Annotated in this window: 13 protein-coding genes; 6 read left to right on the top strand and 7 right to left on the bottom strand. The window is 66.6% G+C overall.

All coding sequences use genetic code 11. From position 1 onward, the window contains the following. Positions 1 to 44: 44 nt before the first annotated feature. Together KUV49_RS17830 and hemC are read right to left on the bottom strand one after the other, a co-directional pair. Positions 45 to 764 (bottom strand): hypothetical protein, encoded by a 720-nt coding sequence (locus tag KUV49_RS17830; RefSeq protein ID WP_222452317.1) that lies wholly within the window; start codon positions 762 to 764, stop codon positions 45 to 47. Between the two features lie 55 nt (positions 765 to 819). Then, positions 820 to 1,767 carry a hydroxymethylbilane synthase gene (gene hemC / locus KUV49_RS17825; RefSeq protein ID WP_222452316.1) on the bottom strand — a complete coding sequence of 316 codons (948 nt, stop codon included), beginning with the start codon at positions 1,765 to 1,767 and terminating at the stop codon, positions 820 to 822. Positions 1,768 to 1,860: 93 nt separating this feature from the next. Between hemC and hemE the strand changes: the two genes are divergently transcribed. After that, the gene (hemE, locus tag KUV49_RS17820; protein ID WP_222452315.1) at positions 1,861 to 2,895 is read left to right on the top strand and encodes a uroporphyrinogen decarboxylase; all 1,035 of its coding nucleotides are present in this window, start codon (positions 1,861 to 1,863) and stop codon (positions 2,893 to 2,895) included. A 76-nt stretch (positions 2,896 to 2,971) separates the two neighbouring features. Here hemE and KUV49_RS17815 read toward each other — a convergent pair whose 3' ends face one another. Then, on the bottom strand, positions 2,972 to 4,186 hold the full coding sequence (locus KUV49_RS17815; RefSeq protein WP_222452314.1) for a glycerophosphodiester phosphodiesterase family protein: 1,215 nt from the start codon (positions 4,184 to 4,186) through the stop codon (positions 2,972 to 2,974). 185 nt (positions 4,187 to 4,371) lie between these two features. On the opposite strand from KUV49_RS17815, the gene dddP reads away from it, so the two are divergent. Next, complete coding sequence (gene dddP / locus KUV49_RS17810) at positions 4,372 to 5,724, top strand: dimethylsulfonioproprionate lyase DddP (protein WP_222452313.1); 1,353 nt, start codon at positions 4,372 to 4,374, stop codon at positions 5,722 to 5,724. Here the strand turns inward: dddP and KUV49_RS17805 are convergent. Next, on the bottom strand, positions 5,721 to 6,785 hold the full coding sequence (locus KUV49_RS17805; RefSeq protein ID WP_222452312.1) for a FlgO family outer membrane protein: 1,065 nt from the start codon (positions 6,783 to 6,785) through the stop codon (positions 5,721 to 5,723). The genes dddP and KUV49_RS17805 overlap by 4 nt on opposite strands. Before the next feature lie 2 nt (positions 6,786 to 6,787). Further along, a complete protein-coding gene (locus KUV49_RS17800; protein WP_222452311.1) occupies positions 6,788 to 7,369 on the bottom strand; it encodes a hypothetical protein in 582 nt (193 codons plus the stop codon). A 195-nt stretch (positions 7,370 to 7,564) separates the two neighbouring features. Between KUV49_RS17800 and KUV49_RS17795 the strand changes: the two genes are divergently transcribed. After that, entirely contained in the window at positions 7,565 to 8,809 is a 1,245-nt protein-coding gene (locus tag KUV49_RS17795; RefSeq protein WP_222452310.1) for a bifunctional alpha/beta hydrolase/OsmC family protein, read from the top strand. Here the strand turns inward: KUV49_RS17795 and KUV49_RS17790 are convergent. Continuing rightward, positions 8,791 to 9,168: a response regulator gene (locus KUV49_RS17790; RefSeq protein WP_222452309.1), complete on the bottom strand. Its 378-nt coding sequence runs from the start codon at positions 9,166 to 9,168 to the stop codon at positions 8,791 to 8,793. The two genes, KUV49_RS17795 and KUV49_RS17790, sit on opposite strands and share 19 nt — an antisense overlap. Positions 9,169 to 9,452: 284 nt before the next feature. On the opposite strand from KUV49_RS17790, the gene KUV49_RS17785 reads away from it, so the two are divergent. After that, a complete protein-coding gene (locus KUV49_RS17785; protein ID WP_222452308.1) occupies positions 9,453 to 10,622 on the top strand; it encodes a lytic murein transglycosylase in 1,170 nt (389 codons plus the stop codon). After that, positions 10,619 to 11,734 (top strand): class I SAM-dependent RNA methyltransferase, encoded by a 1,116-nt coding sequence (locus KUV49_RS17780; RefSeq protein WP_222452307.1) that lies wholly within the window; start codon positions 10,619 to 10,621, stop codon positions 11,732 to 11,734. Before KUV49_RS17785 ends, KUV49_RS17780 begins: the two co-directional genes overlap by 4 nt. Positions 11,735 to 12,054: 320 nt before the next feature. Here the strand turns inward: KUV49_RS17780 and smc are convergent, their stop codons facing one another. Continuing rightward, a complete protein-coding gene (gene smc, locus KUV49_RS17775) occupies positions 12,055 to 15,510 on the bottom strand; it encodes a chromosome segregation protein SMC (RefSeq protein WP_222452306.1) in 3,456 nt (1,151 codons plus the stop codon). 259 nt (positions 15,511 to 15,769) lie between these two features. On the opposite strand from smc, the gene KUV49_RS17770 reads away from it, so the two are divergent. Beyond that, on the top strand, positions 15,770 to 16,273 hold the full coding sequence (locus tag KUV49_RS17770) for a hypothetical protein (protein ID WP_222452305.1): 504 nt from the start codon (positions 15,770 to 15,772) through the stop codon (positions 16,271 to 16,273). Positions 16,274 to 16,277: the final 4 nt, after the last annotated feature.

The following is a 16,277-nucleotide window of genomic DNA, read 5'->3' as shown; positions in this document are numbered from 1 at the left end:
CCCACCCCTGGTGGTTGAAACCGCACGCGCCCCTCAGCCGTCCCTCACTTGGCGAGACGCGCGACCCCGTCACAGAACTCCACCGCCGAATGCGCCCCGCCAAACCTGTGCCAGGTCTTGTACCGCATCCAATGCAGCATGAAATTCCGGGACAGTGCGTCTTTCATGCTGTCGGACGCGGCGTTGAAATCCGCGCAATAGTCCCGCGCCTCGCTGGCCTCGGCCTCAAGTCCCTCGGCCACATGCTGCCGCAGCACCTCCGCGGGCGCGGCGCCGCAAAGTTCGATATACGCGTCCCAATCGAATTCCCGTGCCGACGCCGTCAGGTAATCATCGTTCTCGCACACCGACCGGCTGTCGAACGCGGCGCAATCGCCAAGCGTCGCAATCCGGGCCGGCGGGATATCCTTGGTGGTCCAAAGCAGGCCAAGGTCACCTTTGAACACGTTCACCGGACCCGCATCGCAGTAGAGCGCGACCGAGGTTTCGTCCTGCGTCCGCAGCGCACGAAAGAAATCCACTCGCGTCCAGTCATAGCCGCGCCGCGACAGCGCCTCTATCGGGTCCTTGGCCGCCACCGCGTCCAGAATATCGCCGCTGATCTCGTTGCCCTTGCGCGCCTCGTCCACCAGCTCGGAAATGCCCTGAACCTCGAGTCCCGGCTGCGACAACGAACGATACCCGAAGTAGACCGCCACCGCGACGCCGATCACCGTCGCAATCGCCCCGATGACGGAAAAAACCTCGACCGTTCTCTTGTTCATCGCGCGCAACCCAATAACCCGCCCCCACTGGACGGGACACTTGTTAACCTACCTGCTATTCCCGCCAGTCGAAGAAGCCCTGGCCCGCGCGCTCCAGCAACCCGCGCGCCAGCGCGTCGCCCAGCTTGGCCCCGTCCTCGACCGGCGCCTCGCCTTCGTCGCTGAGGCTCTCGCTGCCATCGGGCCGCAGCACCTCTCCGCGCAGCCGGATCGTGTCGCCCTGCAACTCCGCCAGCCCGGCAATCGGCGTCTCGCAGGACCCGTCCAGCGTCGCCAGAAAGCTGCGTTCCGCCGCCAGCCGCTTGCCCGTCTCGACGTCGTGGATCGCCGCCAGCATCTCGGCCGCGCGACTGTCATCCGCCCGCCGCTCGATGCCGATCGCGCCCTGGGCCACGGCGGGCAGCATGTCGCCCGTGTCCACCGCGCCCACCGCCACCTCGGGCTGTCCCAGCCGGTTCAGCCCGGCCATTGCCAGGAACGTGCACTCGGCCACGCCGTCATCCAGTTTCTTCAACCGTGTCTGGACGTTACCGCGAAACTCCACCACCTCCAGATGCGGGAACTTCACCAGCACCTGCGCCTTGCGCCGCAGGCTCGACGTGCCCACCTTGGCGCCCTCGGGCAGCCCGGCCAGCCCCTCGTAGCGCGGCGACACGAACGCATCGCGCACATCCTCGCGCGGCAGGTAGGTGTCCAGCATCAGCCCCTCGGGCTGCAACACCGGCATATCCTTCATCGAGTGCACGGCAATGTCGATCTCGCCCGACAGCATCGCCTCCTCGATCTCGCGCGTGAACAGCCCCTTGCCGCCGATCTCCTTCAGTGGCCGGTCGATCACCCGGTCGCCGGTGGTCTTGATCACCACAATCTGGAACGCCTCGTGCGGCAGGTCAAAGGCGTCGGCCAGACGGTCGCGCGTCTCGTTCGCCTGCGCCAGAGCAAGCGGCGATCCTCGTGTCCCGATCTTCAGCGGCGCGGCGGGGGTGGGCATGGTCACTGTCATGCAGACGGTCTAGACGTGTAAATCTGGGCTGACAAGTTTTGGTTGACTTTCCAAGGCTCAAAGAGGACCAAACCAGCAAAAGGGAGACCGGACATGGCGTCACAGAAAACCATCCTCAAGGCCCTCGCCGGCGAGACGCAGGCGACACCGCCGATCTGGATGATGCGCCAGGCCGGGCGGTATCTGCCCGAGTATCGCGCCACGCGCGAAAAGGCCGGGGATTTCCTGTCGCTGTGCTACAATCCCGACCTCGCCACCGAGGTCACGCTGCAACCCATTCGCCGCTACGGTTTTGACGGGGCAATCCTGTTCGCCGATATCCTCCTGGTCCCTCAGGCCCTGGGCGCCGACCTGTGGTTCGTGACCGGCGAGGGGCCGCGCCTGTCGACCATCACCCAGCAGGCCGATTTCGACAAGCTCGGCCCCGCCGACGAGGTGCACGAGACGCTCAACCCGATCTACCAGACCGTCCGCAACCTCTCCGGCGCCCTGCCCCCCGAGACCACGCTCATCGGCTTTGCCGGCGCGCCCTGGACCGTCGCCACCTACATGATCGCCGGCCGCGGCACGCCCGACCAGGGCCCCGCCCACGCGCTCAAATCCGAGAACCGCCCGCTCTTCGAGGCGCTGATGGAGCGTATCACCGAGGCAACCATCCACTACCTCTCGGCCCAGATCGACGCCGGCGCCGAGGCGGTCAAGGTCTTCGACAGCTGGGCCGGCTCCCTCAACGGCCAGGATTTCGAGGATTTCGCCGTCGCACCGACCCGCCGCATCATCTCGGCGCTCAAGGAAAAACACCCCGGCATCCCCGTCATCGCCTTCCCGCGCGAAGCCGGCGACGGCTATATCGGCTTCCACGCAAAAACCGGCGCCGATTGCGTCGCCATCGACAACTCCGTCAGCCCCGAATGGGCCGCCGAACATGTCCAGAACGACGGCTGCGTGCAGGGCAACCTCGCCTCCTCGCACATGGTCACCGGCGGCGACGCCCTGGTGCGCGAAACCCGCCAAGTGGTCGAGGCCTTCCGCGGCGGCCCGCACATCTTCAACCTCGGGCACGGCATCACGCCCGACGCCGATCCCGGCAACGTGCAACTGATGATCGACACGGTCCGCAGCGCCTGACGGCGCCTTTCATCGTTCCCAAAAATACTCAAGGAAACCCGCCCGGCGCACACGCACCGGGCGGCGCTGACGTCGCTCAGTCCAGCCCCATGCAATTCGCGTAATAGGTCACCGTCGCGGGCCAGTCGCTGAACACGCCGACCACGCCGACCTTGTCGTGCAGCGCGTGCAGCATGGTGAAATAATCCGCATCAGTGTCGATCGTGTCCGCGACCGACTGGAAATACCAGCCGCCCCCGCCGGTCAGCGGGCCAGAGCGTTCCAGCGTCCAGGTGATGATGTTCAGCCCGGCCTCGTTTGCCGCCGTGGCATAGGGCGACGGCACGATCTCGTCGCCCTCCAGCGTCACCAGCATCCACATCGGCGGCGCGATATAGTTCACGCCCTGGTCGGCCAGCTCCTGCATCGACGGCTCGAACGTCGCCGGGTCCATGTAATCGAACCCCTCCACGTCATATCGGTCGTCCAGGTACACCGCCTGCGCGCCGAACTCCGGCTCGTTCTCGATCCAGTAGAGCACGTCATCCAGGTTGAAGCTCTGCGGCCACACGTCCGAGGCCGGAACCCCAGCCGCCTTGTATTCGTCGATCATCTTCTGCGCATAGTCCTCCTGGCTGAACCCGTCATGCGGCATCTCCACCTCCGGGCTCTTCAGCTCGGGCGTGAACTTCGCGCCCAGGTCGCGGAAGAGCTCGATCGACTCCGCATGGGTCATCAGCGTCCCGCCCTCGACCGCGTAAAGATCGCTGCGCCAGTTCGCGGTGCCGTCCATGTACTCCTCGACCGTCGTCGCCGACGTGTTCGCCGCATCCATCTTGCCGGTCAGCGTGCGGAACTCGGCCAGCGTGATCTCAGAGGTCCGGCATTCCGCCGTCGCGTCCGTCTCGCCCTCGGCGGGGCTGAACGGCGTCACGCAGGTCCCCGCCAGGTCCGACGCCAGGATATCGGTCGTGGTGTGCAGATCGTTCTGCGCGTGACGGCAGACCAGCTCGTGATCCTTGGTAAAGGTCACGTCGCATTCCAGGATGCCCGCACCCATCCGCGCCGCCGCCTTGTTGGCCTCCACGGTATGCTCCGGGAACAAGAGCGGCGCCCCCCGGTGCCCGATCGAGAACTCCGACCGCGCCGGTGTCTGCCCCATGCACGAGGCCAGCTTGTCCTTCAGCGGCCCCTCTTCCATGCGGTCGATCAGGTAGGCCGGGCGCGGCCCGTACCCGACCTCTTCGGCGGCCAGCGGTGCAGCCAGCCCGGCAATGGCAAACGGCACCGCGGCGAATGTGAAACGGATCATTCTCGATCTCCCATGTCGTGTTTTCATCGCCCGGGAATATCGCCGCTTGTCCAAAAGGACCGTGACGGTTTCGCAAAACCTTTGTGACGCGCGACCTCGCAGTTCCGACATTCCCGATGTCGCATTCCGTCGCGCACGGCACCCCTCGCACGCTCAATCTGGCACGAAGCCCGGAGCACCCGACCATGAACATCCATTTCCGCGACACGCGCAAGATCGACCCCACCCGCGGGCCCGTTCTGGGCGACAACACGCCCAACGACGCCGACCGGATCGAGATCGGACCGACCCAGCTGGCCTTCCGCGAGTGGGAGGCCGCCGGGCTGCAACTGCCCGACCTGCAAGCCATGCGCCGCTACCGCTGGGAGCGTCTGACCCGCTTCATCCAGGACCGCGACTATGCCGGGCTGCTGGTCTTCGATCCGCTCAACATCCGCTACGCCACCGACTCGACGAACATGCAGCTCTGGAACACCCACAACCCGTTCCGCGCGCTACTGGTCTGCGCCGACGGCTACATGGTGATGTGGGATTACAAGAACTCGCCGTTCCTCAGCACCTTCAACCCGCTGGTGCGCGAACAACGCTCCGGCGCGGACCTGTTCTATTTCGACCGGGGCGACAAGGTGGACGTGGCCGCCGACACCTTCTCGAACGAGGTGCGCCTGCTCTTGGCCGAACACGCCCCCGGCAACACGCGCCTCGCGGTGGACAAGATCATGCTCCACGGCCTCCGCGCGCTCGAGGCGCAGGGCTTGCAGATCATGGAAGGCGAGGAACTGACGGAAAAGTGCCGCGCCGTCAAAGGCCCCGACGAGATCCTCGCCATGCGCTGTGCCTCCCACGCCTGCGAGACCGCCGTCGCGGAAATGGAGCGTTTCGCGCGGCAGAACGTGCCGCTTGGCCAGACCAGCGAGGACGACATCTGGGCCGTCCTGCACGCCGAGAACATTCGTCGCGGCGGCGAATGGATCGAAACCCGCCTGCTCGCCTCCGGCCCCCGCTCCAATCCGTGGTTCCAGGAATGCGGCCCGCGCATCGCGCAGATGAACGAGATCATCTCCTTCGACACCGATCTCGTCGGCAGCTACGGCATCTGCGTCGACATCTCGCGCAGCTGGTGGATCGGCGACGCCAAACCGCGCCCCGACATGATCGACGCCATGCGCCACGCGCACGAGCACATCATGACCAACATGGCGATGCTCAAACCCGGCGTCACCATCCCCGAACTCACCGCGGGCACCCACGTGCTCGACGACCGCTACCAGGCCCAGAAATACGGCTGCCTGATGCATGGCGTCGGCCTTTGCGATGAATGGCCCCTCGTCGCCTATCCCGACCAGGCCGTGCCCGGATCGTTCGACTACGCGCTGGAGCCCGGCATGACCCTCTGCGTCGAGGCGCTGGTGGGCGAGGTCGGCGGCGACTTCTCGATCAAGCTAGAGGACCAGGTTCTGATCACCGACACGGGCTACGAGAACCTGACGAAATACCCGTTTGATGCCGCGCTGATGGGGTTATCGAACGCCACCTAACTGTCTGGTTCCATGTCAAAAAAGTTAATGCGTTTTACCGAGTAATCTCCCGTATCCAAAATATCTGGTGTCACAATAAGGTCCATTGAGAGCGTCAGCTTAGGTCTATCCTGCGTCTTCTCGCCTTCAAGTACGAACCGCAATTGAGCCACGTTCCCAGATGGTATTACTGTTGCGTAGGCTGGATCCGCGCCGGTACAACGATTTGCCATCGACAATCTGCACATTGGTATCCCTTTCCAGCCACCTCCATAGCGAAGAGCACGTCCCAGTTGATCTGTCATTGAGTAGCTGTCGTCGACGTACGCGAGAGCAATCTTTCTCTCGGAGGTATTTTTGAAGCGCAGTACGACATTCACTTTGCCATCGTTGCCGGCAAACAATCTTGTTACTTCCGCCTCGAAGACATCGCCGGTGAATCGGCGCGACGGCGCGGTCAGTCCAGCCTGAGCTGCTTGAGCCGTGCCGCCCCCTTCGACCACGACCACCTGCGTCGTCGGCGTGTCCTCACCGCTGCCCGCCGCCTCGGCAAAGCCGCAGGCGCCCCGGCTGCGCGTCGCCATCATCTGCGCCACGCTGCCCACGCTGGGAAATTCCGACCGCGCGGTGGCAAACAGCCGGCCATCCTGGGTGCTGATCATCCGCGCCTGCACCTTCACCTGTTCGCCGAACTGGATCAGCGATCCGGTCACCAGCGCATCGACCCCCTCGATCTCGCCCAGCCGCTTGGCGGCATCCGGCGCGATCGTGCCGTCAAAGACCAGCTCCATCTCGCGGAAAATGGCGCTCAGCTGCGACCGTTCGATGATGTCTATCGTGCCCGCGCCCGCGTTGAACAGGCTGTCCACGATGAACTCGCTGATGTAGTTCGACAGGTCCGAACACGTGCCGTCGCTGTGGGTGAACGTCGAAATCCCGATGGTGGCCGTTCCGTCCGTGCGGGTCCGCTCCACGATCTGACCCGCGATCTCCTCAAGGCTTTCATCCACCGAGGACGCAGCATTCGCGCCCCCGGCCAGCGCCATGAAACCGCAGGCCGCCACAAGATTTGTCCACCGCATTCTCAGTCCCCTCTGCAATTCTCTTCGAAAATTTCCGTCAACTTGAGATGATCCCCGAACCCGCGCAGGGCCATGTCGACGGCACTCACCGCACCCGTCGGCCCCTTGCCCGAACCCGCCAACCGGATCCGCTCGGGGCCGCTCTTGACTGTCAGGGTCACGGCCCCGTCCAGCAAGTGCCCCTCGAACCCGTGGCTGGTCTCCTCTTCCGGCACGGTCGTCGCGGTCGCAGACACCCGGTCCACCGTGACGTTCCGGCACTCCAGCCGCGTCAGATGCTCCGAGACCCTTTGCGCCACCTCGCGCTCCAGCGCCGTGCCGGCCACGCCATCGGCCTCGGTGACGCCATCGGCCTCGGTGACGCTCTCGGAAAGCGCGGCGGTCGCGTCGCCCGGGGTCTCCGCCTCGTCGCCCCCGCGCTCCGCCGGGTCGGACGATCCGCTTGCCGCCGACTGGGTCACCACCACGTCCCCGGACGGTTTCGACGTCATGAACCGATCACCCAGTTCGAACACCCCGACAACGCCGCCCACAAGGGCGGAGACCAGGATAACCGACTTGGCGATCAGGGAGTTACTGGACATGCCTGCATCTATCACTTTGCAAATATACGGCCACCATGGCACAGCCCGGCGGTGTCGGGCAACAACGCATGGGGGTGGTCCGACCCAATGCGACCCTGTGCAACATCACGGCCTCACATTCCCGAGACGGGCCTGAAACACACCTTACGCATCCGCCCGGAACCGCCATTTTGAAGGCAACCGAAAGGATCACCCATGCCGACCGAACGCTTCACCTTCACGGGCCATGACGGGCACGAGCTTGCCGCGCGGCTCGACCTGCCCGAGGGGCCGCACCTGGCGACCGCGCTCTTTGCGCACTGCTTCACCTGCTCCAAGGACATTCCCGCCGCGCGCCGTATCTCCGCGCGGCTGGCGGGCGCGGGCATCGCCGTGCTGCGCTTCGATTTCACCGGGCTGGGCCATTCCGGGGGAGAGTTCGAAAACACCTCCTTCACCTCGAATGTCGAGGATCTCCTGCGCGCCCCCGACGCGCTGGCCGCCCGCGACATGCCCCCCAGCCTGCTGGTCGGCCACTCCCTCGGCGGGGCGGCCGTGCTGGCCGCCGCCTCTCGCATCGACAGCGCCCGCGCCGTCGCCACCATCGCCGCGCCCTTCGATCCGGGCCATGTCACGCACAATTTCGACGGCGCGCTCGAGCGGATCGCGACCGATGGCGCGGCCGAGGTCGAACTGGGCGGCCGCCCCATCCGCATCGGCCGGAAATTCGTCGAGGATGTTCGCGCTGAAAACCTCGCCCCGAAGATTTCCGGTCTGAAACGCGCGCTCCTGGTGCTTCACGCCCCGCTTGACGACACCGTAGGGATCGACAACGCCACCGAGATCTTCAAGGCCGCGAAACATCCCAAGAGCTTCGTCACCCTCGACAGCGCCGACCACCTGGTCACCGACCCCGGCGATGCCGAGTACGCCGCCGGCGTGATCGCCGCCTGGGCGCAGCGCTATCTCGACCTCAAGCACCCCGCGCCGCCCCCCGGCGCGCCCGAAGGCGTCGTGCGGGTCTGCGAAGTGGACCCCGACGGGTTCCTGCAGGATGTCCACGCCGGGCCGCACCACTATGTCCGCGCCGACGAGCCCGAGGCCTATGGCGGCACCGACCGCGGCATGAGCCCCTACGGCTTTCTCGCCTCCGGGCTGGGGGCCTGCACGTCGATGACCATCCGCATGTATGCCCGCCGCAAGGGCTGGCCGCTCGATCACGTCTCGGTCGACGTCACCCATGACAAGGTCCACGCCCAGGATGCCGATGGCAGCAGCCCGGCCAAGATCGACAGTTTCGTCCGCACGATCCGCCTCAGGGGCGATCTCGGCGACGATCAGCGCCAGCGTCTCCTGGAAATCGCCGACAAGTGCCCGGTCCACCGGACCCTGGAACAGACCTCCAGGATCGAGACCCGGCTGGCCGCCCCCGACACCACGCCTCAGCCCGAGCGCGCGTAATGCTCCACCATCGCGGTCAGGTCGTCGGGCGGCGTATCGGCGCTCACGAAGGCCCGCGCATTCGCGCATAGCCCGAACACCGAACCGTCCGAAAAGAACGAGGTCTTCGACACGAACAGGATCGGCACACCGGGAAACCGCCGCTCCGCCTCATCCGCGATGACAAAGGCGCTGCTGCGCGTCAGGATAAGGTCCAGGATGATCAGATCGCAGTGCATCGCGCCAAGCGCGTCCAACGCGCCCTGCTGGTCATGCTCCAGCCGCACCCAAATGCCATGACGCTCCAGGTGCCGCTGCCACACCCGGCCAAGCGCTGCATCGCTTTCCACGATCAGCACACGCGATGGTCGCTTTTTCACCCTCTGATCTTCTTCGGTACTTGTGTTCGCGCTTAGTATGACCGGAGTCTTCGGGACCAAAGGTTAACCAATGGTTAATTCTGGCCGATCGGACACCCGTGCACCCCCGCGCGCCTGCCTCTCACCGCCTGTCGTGCTCCGTCGGTACAGCTCGATGAAACGCACCGCCCGCCGCGTGCGTTCGGGTCAGACGATATTGAATAACACACCGCCCGAATACAGGTTTTCCGGACTGGCCTTGACCGGCCCGCTGCTGCACTGTCACCCAAAATAAGGAAGTACTGATGATCCGCTGCCTCGCCCTCGCCTTGTCGCTCTGCACCGCCACGACCGCCTATGGTCAAAGCTGCGGCGGCTCCTTTTCCGGCTTCGTCGACGCGCTCCGACAAGAGGCGATTTCCCGCGGCCACGCACCGGACCGGGTGAACAGCTTCTTCGCCTCCGTGCGCCAGGATCAAAGCGTCCTTCAGGCCGACCGCCGCCAGGGCGTCTTTCAGAAACCCTTCACCGAATTCGCCCGCCGCCTGATCAGCTCGGGCCGCCTCAACACCGGCCTTGCCAAGTCACAGCAATACGACGCCGTGTTCGAGCGCATCGAGGCCGAATACGGCGTGCCGCGCGGGGTGCTCCTGGCCTTCTGGGCCTTCGAAACCGATTTCGGCGGCTTCCAGGGCGATTACAACACGCTCAACGCGCTCGTCACCCTGTCGCATGACTGCCGCCGGCCCGAGCTTTTCCGCCCGCAGGTCTTTGCCGCCCTCGACCTCTACCAGATGGGCGATTTCGACCCCGCGCGCACCACCGGCGCCTGGGCCGGCGAAATCGGCATGGTCCAGATGCTGCCGCAGGACATCATCGACAACGGTGTCGATGGCGACGGTGACGGTCATGTCGATCTCAAGACCTCCGCACCCGACGCGCTGATGTCGGGCGGCAAGATGCTGCAACATCTGGGCTGGCGCGCGGGCGAGCCCTGGCTGCAGGAGGTCGACGTGCCCGACGATCTCGACTGGTCCAAGACGGGCCTGCGCACCACCCTGCCCGCCTCCGAATGGGCGGCGATGGGCGTCACCCCCCGCCACGGCCAGATCCGTGGCGACCTGCCGGCCAACATCCTTCTGCCGGAGGGGCACAAAGGCCCGGCCTTCCTCGCCTATCCGAATTTCAACGTCTACTTCGAATGGAACCAAAGCTACGTCTACGTCCTGACCGCCGCCTATTTCGCCAACCGCCTCGAAGGCGCGCCGATCTTTAACGCGGGCAACCCCGATCCGGGGCTTTCGGGCGGCCAGATGAAACAACTGCAGGAAAAACTGGCCGCGCGTGGCTATGACGTGGGCAAGATCGACGGCATTCTCGGCTCGGGCACCCGCGCCGCCGTGCAGGACGTGCAGCAGGAACTGGGCATGCCCGCCGACGCGTGGCCCACGCCCGCGCTTCTGAACGCCCTATGACGCCACGCCGCGCATTCGAGGTCTTTCTCACCGCCCCGCCCGGCCTTGAACTCGCCCTCAAGGACGAGGCGCTGGCGGCGGGGTTCACCAAGCCCAAGGCAATGCCCGGCGGTGTTCGCTTTCGCGGTCACTGGCCGGACGTCTGGCGCGCCAACCTCGCGCTGCGCGGCGCGGGCCGCGTTCTGGCCCGCGTCGCCCGTTTCCAGGCCATGCATCTCGACCAGCTTGAATCTCTCACGCGCGAGGTGGATTGGGCGGGCCTCTTGCGCCCCGACGTGCCGATCACGGTCGAGGCGACAACCCGGAAATCCAAAATCTACCACCAGGGCGCCGCCGCCGAACGCGTCGCCCGCGCCATCCACCACGTCACCGGCGCGCCCCTGGAAGGCGACGATCCCGTCCGCGTCCAACTGCGGATCGAAGACAACCAGTGCCTGCTCAGCCTCGACACCTCGGGCGCGCCGCTCCACCGCCGCGGCCAGAAACCGTTCGTCGGCAAGGCCCCCATGCGCGAAACCCTTGCCGCGCTCTTCCTGCGCCAATGCGGCTATACCGGCACCGAGCCCGTGCTTGACCCCATGTGCGGCTCCGGCACATTCCTGCTCGAGGCCGCCGAAATCGCCCTCGGCCGCGCCCCGGGCCGCGACAGGCCCTTCGCGTTCGAGCGCTTCGCCAATCTCGATGCAGACGCATGGAAAGAACTGGCGGCTGATCAACCCGACACCGAAACCAGCCTTCGCTTCCACGGCAGCGACCGTGACGCCGGTGCCGTCACCGGCGCGCGCTCCAACGCCGAGACCGCCGGCCTCGGCGACCTCATCACGATCTCGCACCACGCCTTCAGCGATCTGAAACGCCCCGACGGCCCGCCCGGCCTGATCATGGTGAACCCGCCCTACGGCACCCGCATCGGCGAGCGCAAACAGCTTTTCGGCCTCTACGGAGCCCTCGGCAAGACCCTCGCGGAGCGGTTTTCCGGCTGGCGCGTCGGCCTCGTGACCACCGATGTCAGCCTCGCCAACGCCACCGCCCTGCCGTTCACCGACCCCGGCCCGCCCGTCGCCCATGGGGGCCTGCGCATCACCCTCTGGCAGACCGGGCCACTGCCCTGAGGCGTTAACCACGGTCGCGCGCTCGGCTTTACTTTTTGGCAAGAAAAGCGCATCATAGTGCACATATCTGAATGTCTTCCAGTCTATCACTGAAGACGTGACCCCGCGAAGTTGCTGCTTCGCGGGGTCTTTCTTTGTCAGGACCTCAAAGCCCTTTCCAAAGCCGGATGATCGCAACGGTCAGCGTTCCCGCCGCCAGAAGGACCATCCACTTTCTGAATGCCTTTTCATCCAGTCGTACCACCTCCTCTCACTGCAAAGGGTTGCAGCGAAACCAGAAATATCGGCTCAATGTCAGTAAAATCTTAACGACGGATGGCTCACGCCACCATCTGCTCGGCCTTCTTCAGGTCGACGGACACCAGCTGGCTCACCCCCTGCTCGCCCATCGTCACCCCGAACAGGCGGTCCATCCGGCTCATCGTCACCGCGTGGTGCGTGATGATAAGGAACCGCGTCTCGGTCCGGCGGCACATCTCGTCCAGCAGGTCACAGAACCGGCCCACGTTCGCGTCGTCCAGAGGCGCGTCGACCTCGTCCAGCACGCAGATCGGCGCCGGGTTGGCCAGGAACACCGCAAAGATCAGCGCCAGCGCGGTCAGCGTCTGTTCGCCCCCCGACAGCAGGCTCAGCGTGGCCAGTTTCTTGCCCGGCGGCTGGCACATGATCTCCAGCCCCGCCTCCAGCGGATCGTCGCTCTCGACCATCACGAGGTTGGCCTCGCCGCCGCCGAAAAGGTGCTTGAACAGCATCGAGAAATTCGAGTTCACCTGCTCGAACGCGGTCAGCAGCCGCTCGCGCCCTTCGCGGTTCAGCGACGCGATCCCGCCCCGCAGCGTGCGGATCGCCTCTTCCAGGTCCGACTTCTCCCCCACCAGCGTGTCATGCTCTTCCTGCACCTCGCGGGCGTCTTCCTCGGCCCGCAGGTTCACCGCACCCAGCGCGTCGCGCTGGCGTTTCAGGCGGTTCACGTCGGCCTCGATCGTCTCCGAGGCGGGCATGGTCTCGGGGTCGACCTGCAACGTCTCCAGCAGGTCCTCGGGCGAGCACTCCAGCTCCTCCTCGATCCGTCCCGCCGCCTGTGCTTGCGTCTCGCGCGCGGCGTCCGCGCGCGCCTCGGACCGCGCCCGCGCCTCGCGCGCCTCGCCGGCCAGGCGCTCGGCGTCGCGCTCGTTCCCGACCGCCTCACGCGCCGCCCCTTCGGCGTTCGACAGCGTATCGGCGGCCTCGGCACGACGCGCCTCTGCCTTGGCGATGTCGGCGTTCAGGGCCTCGCGCTTGGCGGCCAGCTCGCCCGGCTTCGCCCCGGCCTCGGCCAGTTCCGCCTCGCTCGCGTCCTTGCGCTCGGCCAGCTCCGCGCTGCGCGTCTTCGCCGTCTCCAGCCGGTGCCGCCAGCCCGACAATTCCTTGGTCACTTCCTGGCTGCGCTTCAGCCGGGCCTCGCCCTCGCGGCGCAACTCGTCATGGGCCGACCGCTTGGACATCATCGTCATCCGCGCCGCCTCGACCGTCATCTTGACGTCTTCCACCTCTGCCCGCGCGGTGTCCAGATCGGCCAGGTCACCCATCGCCTTTTCCGCCTCGGCCAGCGTCTTTCGCGCCGCCAATGCCTCTTCCTCGTGGCGTTTCACCGCCAGCCCCAGGCTTTCCAGCTTCGATCCCGCCAGGCTGCGTTCCGCCTCGGCCCGGCTCAGCGCCCGGTTGGCCTCGGCGACCCTGCCGTCCGCCGCCCGCCGCGCCTCGCGCGCCGCCTTGTCCGCCTCGGTCAACTCCACCAGCCGCGCCTTCAGCGTCTCGTGCGCCCGCTGCGCGCCCTCGGCCCGCGCCGTGGCGTGCGACAATTGCTGCTTCAACTCTTCCAGACGGTTCAGCTGTTCCAGCCGCAGCGCGGCGGCCGACGGCGCATCCTCGGCCCAGGCCCGGTACCCGTCCCAGCGCCACAGGTCGCCGTCGATGCTGACCAGCCGCTGACCGGGCCTCAGCAAGGCCTGCAAGCGCGGCCCGTCATCGGCATCCACCAGGCCGATCTGCGCCATCCGCCGCGCCAGCACACCCGGCACGTTCACATGCGCGCCCAGCGCCACGACGCCCTCGGGCAAGGTCTGCGCCTGGGGATACCCGTCCAGCGCAACCCAGCCCGAAGGTCCGTCCGCCTCCACCTCCGGCGCACGCAAGTCGTCTGCCAGGGCCGCGCCCAGCGCCTTTTCATATCCCGGCGCCACCTGCACCGCGTCGAGGATCTGCCCGCCCTCCGCAGTGTCCCGCTCCAGCAGGCGCGCCAAGGCAGACACCTCCGCCGACAGCGCACTCACCTCGCCCTCGGCTTCCGAGCGCCCGGCCCGGGCGTCGGCCTCGCGCCCCTGCGCATCGGCCCGCGCCTCGTCGGCTTCAGTCAGCGCGACCTCCGCCGCCTCCGATGCGGCCACCGCCTCTTTCTCGGCCGTCTCGGCAGCGGCATGGTCCTCGCTGGCCCGCGTCACGGTATGTTGCGCCGCGTCCACCGCGTCCTTGGCCCGCGCCGCCTCGGCATCGGCCCGGTCGCGGGTCTTGCGGCTGTCCTCGACCAGCCGCTGTGCCGACTGGTGCCGCGCGGCCAGCCGGGCGACATCCTCGGTCAGTTCCGACAGTTCCGTTTCCCGCGCCTGCAACACCTGGCTGGCATCCGCCGCCTCACCGCTCGCCGCGTCCAGCTTGCCCTCATGCCCGTCCGAGGCCTTGGCCAGTTCCTGCGCTTCCCATTCCAGCCGCTCGATCGTCTCGCCCGCGTCGCGGTTCAGGCTGTCCTCGCGCTCCATGTCGCGGGCCAGCTGCTCGATCCGCGATTGCAGCGTCTCGATCCGGTCCCTGGCGGCAGCCTCCTGCTCGGCCAGCGTGTCCCGGCTCACCTGCAACCGCTGCAGCACCGCCGCCGCGATGGCCTCTTCCTCGCGCAGGGGCGGCAGCGCCTCGTCGGCCCGCGCCCGCAGCCTTGCCGCCTCGCGCGCCGCCGCCTCGGCCCGGGCCGCATCGCTCGTCCGCTCGGTCAGCTCCTTCTGCGCATTGGCCCGCGCCAGATCCGCTTCCTTCCAGCGACGATAAAGCAGCAGGCCCTCGGCCTGCCGCAACTCCTCGCCGATCTGGCGATATCGCGCCGCCTGTTTCGCCTGCCGCGCCAGTTGCGCCAGCTGGCTGGCCAGCTGCTCGATCACGTCATCGACGCGGGCCAGGTTGCTCTCGGCCCCCTTCAGCTTCAGCTCCGCCTCGTGCCGCCGCTGGTAAAGCCCGGAAATCCCCGCCGCCTCCTCCAGGATACGCCGCCGCGCCGTGGGCTTGGCGTTGATCAGCTCCGAGATCTGCCCCTGCCGCACCAGCGCCGGCGAATGCGCGCCCGTCGAGGCGTCGGCAAACAGCATCTGCACGTCCCGCGCCCGCACGTCCTTGCCGTTCACCTTGTAGGCGCTGCCCACGTCACGCGTGATCCGCCGGATGATCTCCAGGTGATCGGCATCGTTGAACCCCGCCGGCGCCAGCCGGTCGGAATTGTCCAGATGGATGCTCACCTCGGCAAAGTTGCGCGCGGGCCGCGTGGCAGCCCCGGCAAAGATCACGTCCTCCATGCCCGAGCCCCGCATCGATGTCGGGCGGTTCTCGCCCATCACCCAGCGCAACGCCTCCAGCAGGTTCGACTTGCCGCATCCGTTCGGCCCCACCACCCCGGTCAGACCGTCCTGAATGAACAGATCGGTGGGGTCGACGAAGCTCTTGAACCCGGTCAATCTCAGCTTGGTGAACTGCACGGTGCGTGTCCCTCTGCTCGGGCCGGTCTGGATTTTGGACGTGATTCCGGCCTTGGGAGGATATGCAAGCGCAGGACCTTGGCCCCTGTCAACGCAAAACCCCTGCATATGGCGCGGACGCGCCACTTATCCACAAGATATTGCGTTCTTATGGCACAGACCTGCGGCACCGCCCTCTCCCGACCCACGATATTGCAGCGCCCGCGCCAACCCCATATGCTGCTGAAATCTTCACGCCGTTGTCCCGGAACGCCGCGCAATGTCCAATCCGATTGCCTTGCTCTTGGCCGGTCTCGCCGCCGGCGCCGGCCTGGGGGCCCTGGTCACCGCCACGGTGATCGACCGCCCGGCCATGTCCAAGGCGGCGATGTCCGACGGGATGGCCCACGACCATTCCGCCCATGACCACGGCCAGGGCCAGGCGATGCACGATCACCAGATGACCGAGGCCGGCGACCCCGCCCCGACGCTGGCCATCGAAATCCATCCCGACGGCCCGCAAAGCCGCAACCTGCACATCGTCACCACGAACTTCACCTTCGACCCCGAAGGCGTGAACGGCGACCACCATCCCGGCCACGGCCACGCCCATGTCTACATCAACGGCGTGAAACAGCCCCGCGCCTACAGCCCCTGGGTCCAGCTTGACGCACTCCCCATGGGAACGCACGAAATCCGCGTGACGCTGAATGCCAACGATCACGGCCACCTTGCCACGAACGGCACCCCGATCGAGGCCGTGACGACCGTGACCATCGAATAGGTCC

Source organism: Roseovarius atlanticus, assembly GCF_019802205.1.
GTDB lineage: Bacteria > Pseudomonadota > Alphaproteobacteria > Rhodobacterales > Rhodobacteraceae > Roseovarius > Roseovarius atlanticus_A.
The sequence above is the reverse complement of the archived record's forward strand: the minus strand, read 5'-3'. Positions and strand labels throughout refer to the sequence as shown.

What these genes read in the sequence shown, in the direction of transcription:
- KUV49_RS17830 (WP_222452317.1), bottom strand. Translation starts at nt 764, where the DNA reads ATGAACAAGAGAACGGTCGAGGTTTTTTCCGTCATCGGGGCGATTGCG.
- hemC (WP_222452316.1), bottom strand. Translation starts at nt 1,767, where the DNA reads ATGACAGTGACCATGCCCACCCCCGCCGCGCCGCTGAAGATCGGGACA.
- hemE (WP_222452315.1), top strand. Translation starts at nt 1,861, where the DNA reads ATGGCGTCACAGAAAACCATCCTCAAGGCCCTCGCCGGCGAGACGCAG.
- KUV49_RS17815 (WP_222452314.1), bottom strand. Translation starts at nt 4,186, where the DNA reads ATGATCCGTTTCACATTCGCCGCGGTGCCGTTTGCCATTGCCGGGCTG.
- dddP (WP_222452313.1), top strand. Translation starts at nt 4,372, where the DNA reads ATGAACATCCATTTCCGCGACACGCGCAAGATCGACCCCACCCGCGGG.
- KUV49_RS17805 (WP_222452312.1), bottom strand. Translation starts at nt 6,785, where the DNA reads ATGCGGTGGACAAATCTTGTGGCGGCCTGCGGTTTCATGGCGCTGGCC.
- KUV49_RS17800 (WP_222452311.1), bottom strand. Translation starts at nt 7,369, where the DNA reads ATGTCCAGTAACTCCCTGATCGCCAAGTCGGTTATCCTGGTCTCCGCC.
- KUV49_RS17795 (WP_222452310.1), top strand. Translation starts at nt 7,565, where the DNA reads ATGCCGACCGAACGCTTCACCTTCACGGGCCATGACGGGCACGAGCTT.
- KUV49_RS17785 (WP_222452308.1), top strand. Translation starts at nt 9,453, where the DNA reads ATGATCCGCTGCCTCGCCCTCGCCTTGTCGCTCTGCACCGCCACGACC.
- KUV49_RS17780 (WP_222452307.1), top strand. Translation starts at nt 10,619, where the DNA reads ATGACGCCACGCCGCGCATTCGAGGTCTTTCTCACCGCCCCGCCCGGC.
- KUV49_RS17770 (WP_222452305.1), top strand. Translation starts at nt 15,770, where the DNA reads ATGTCCAATCCGATTGCCTTGCTCTTGGCCGGTCTCGCCGCCGGCGCC.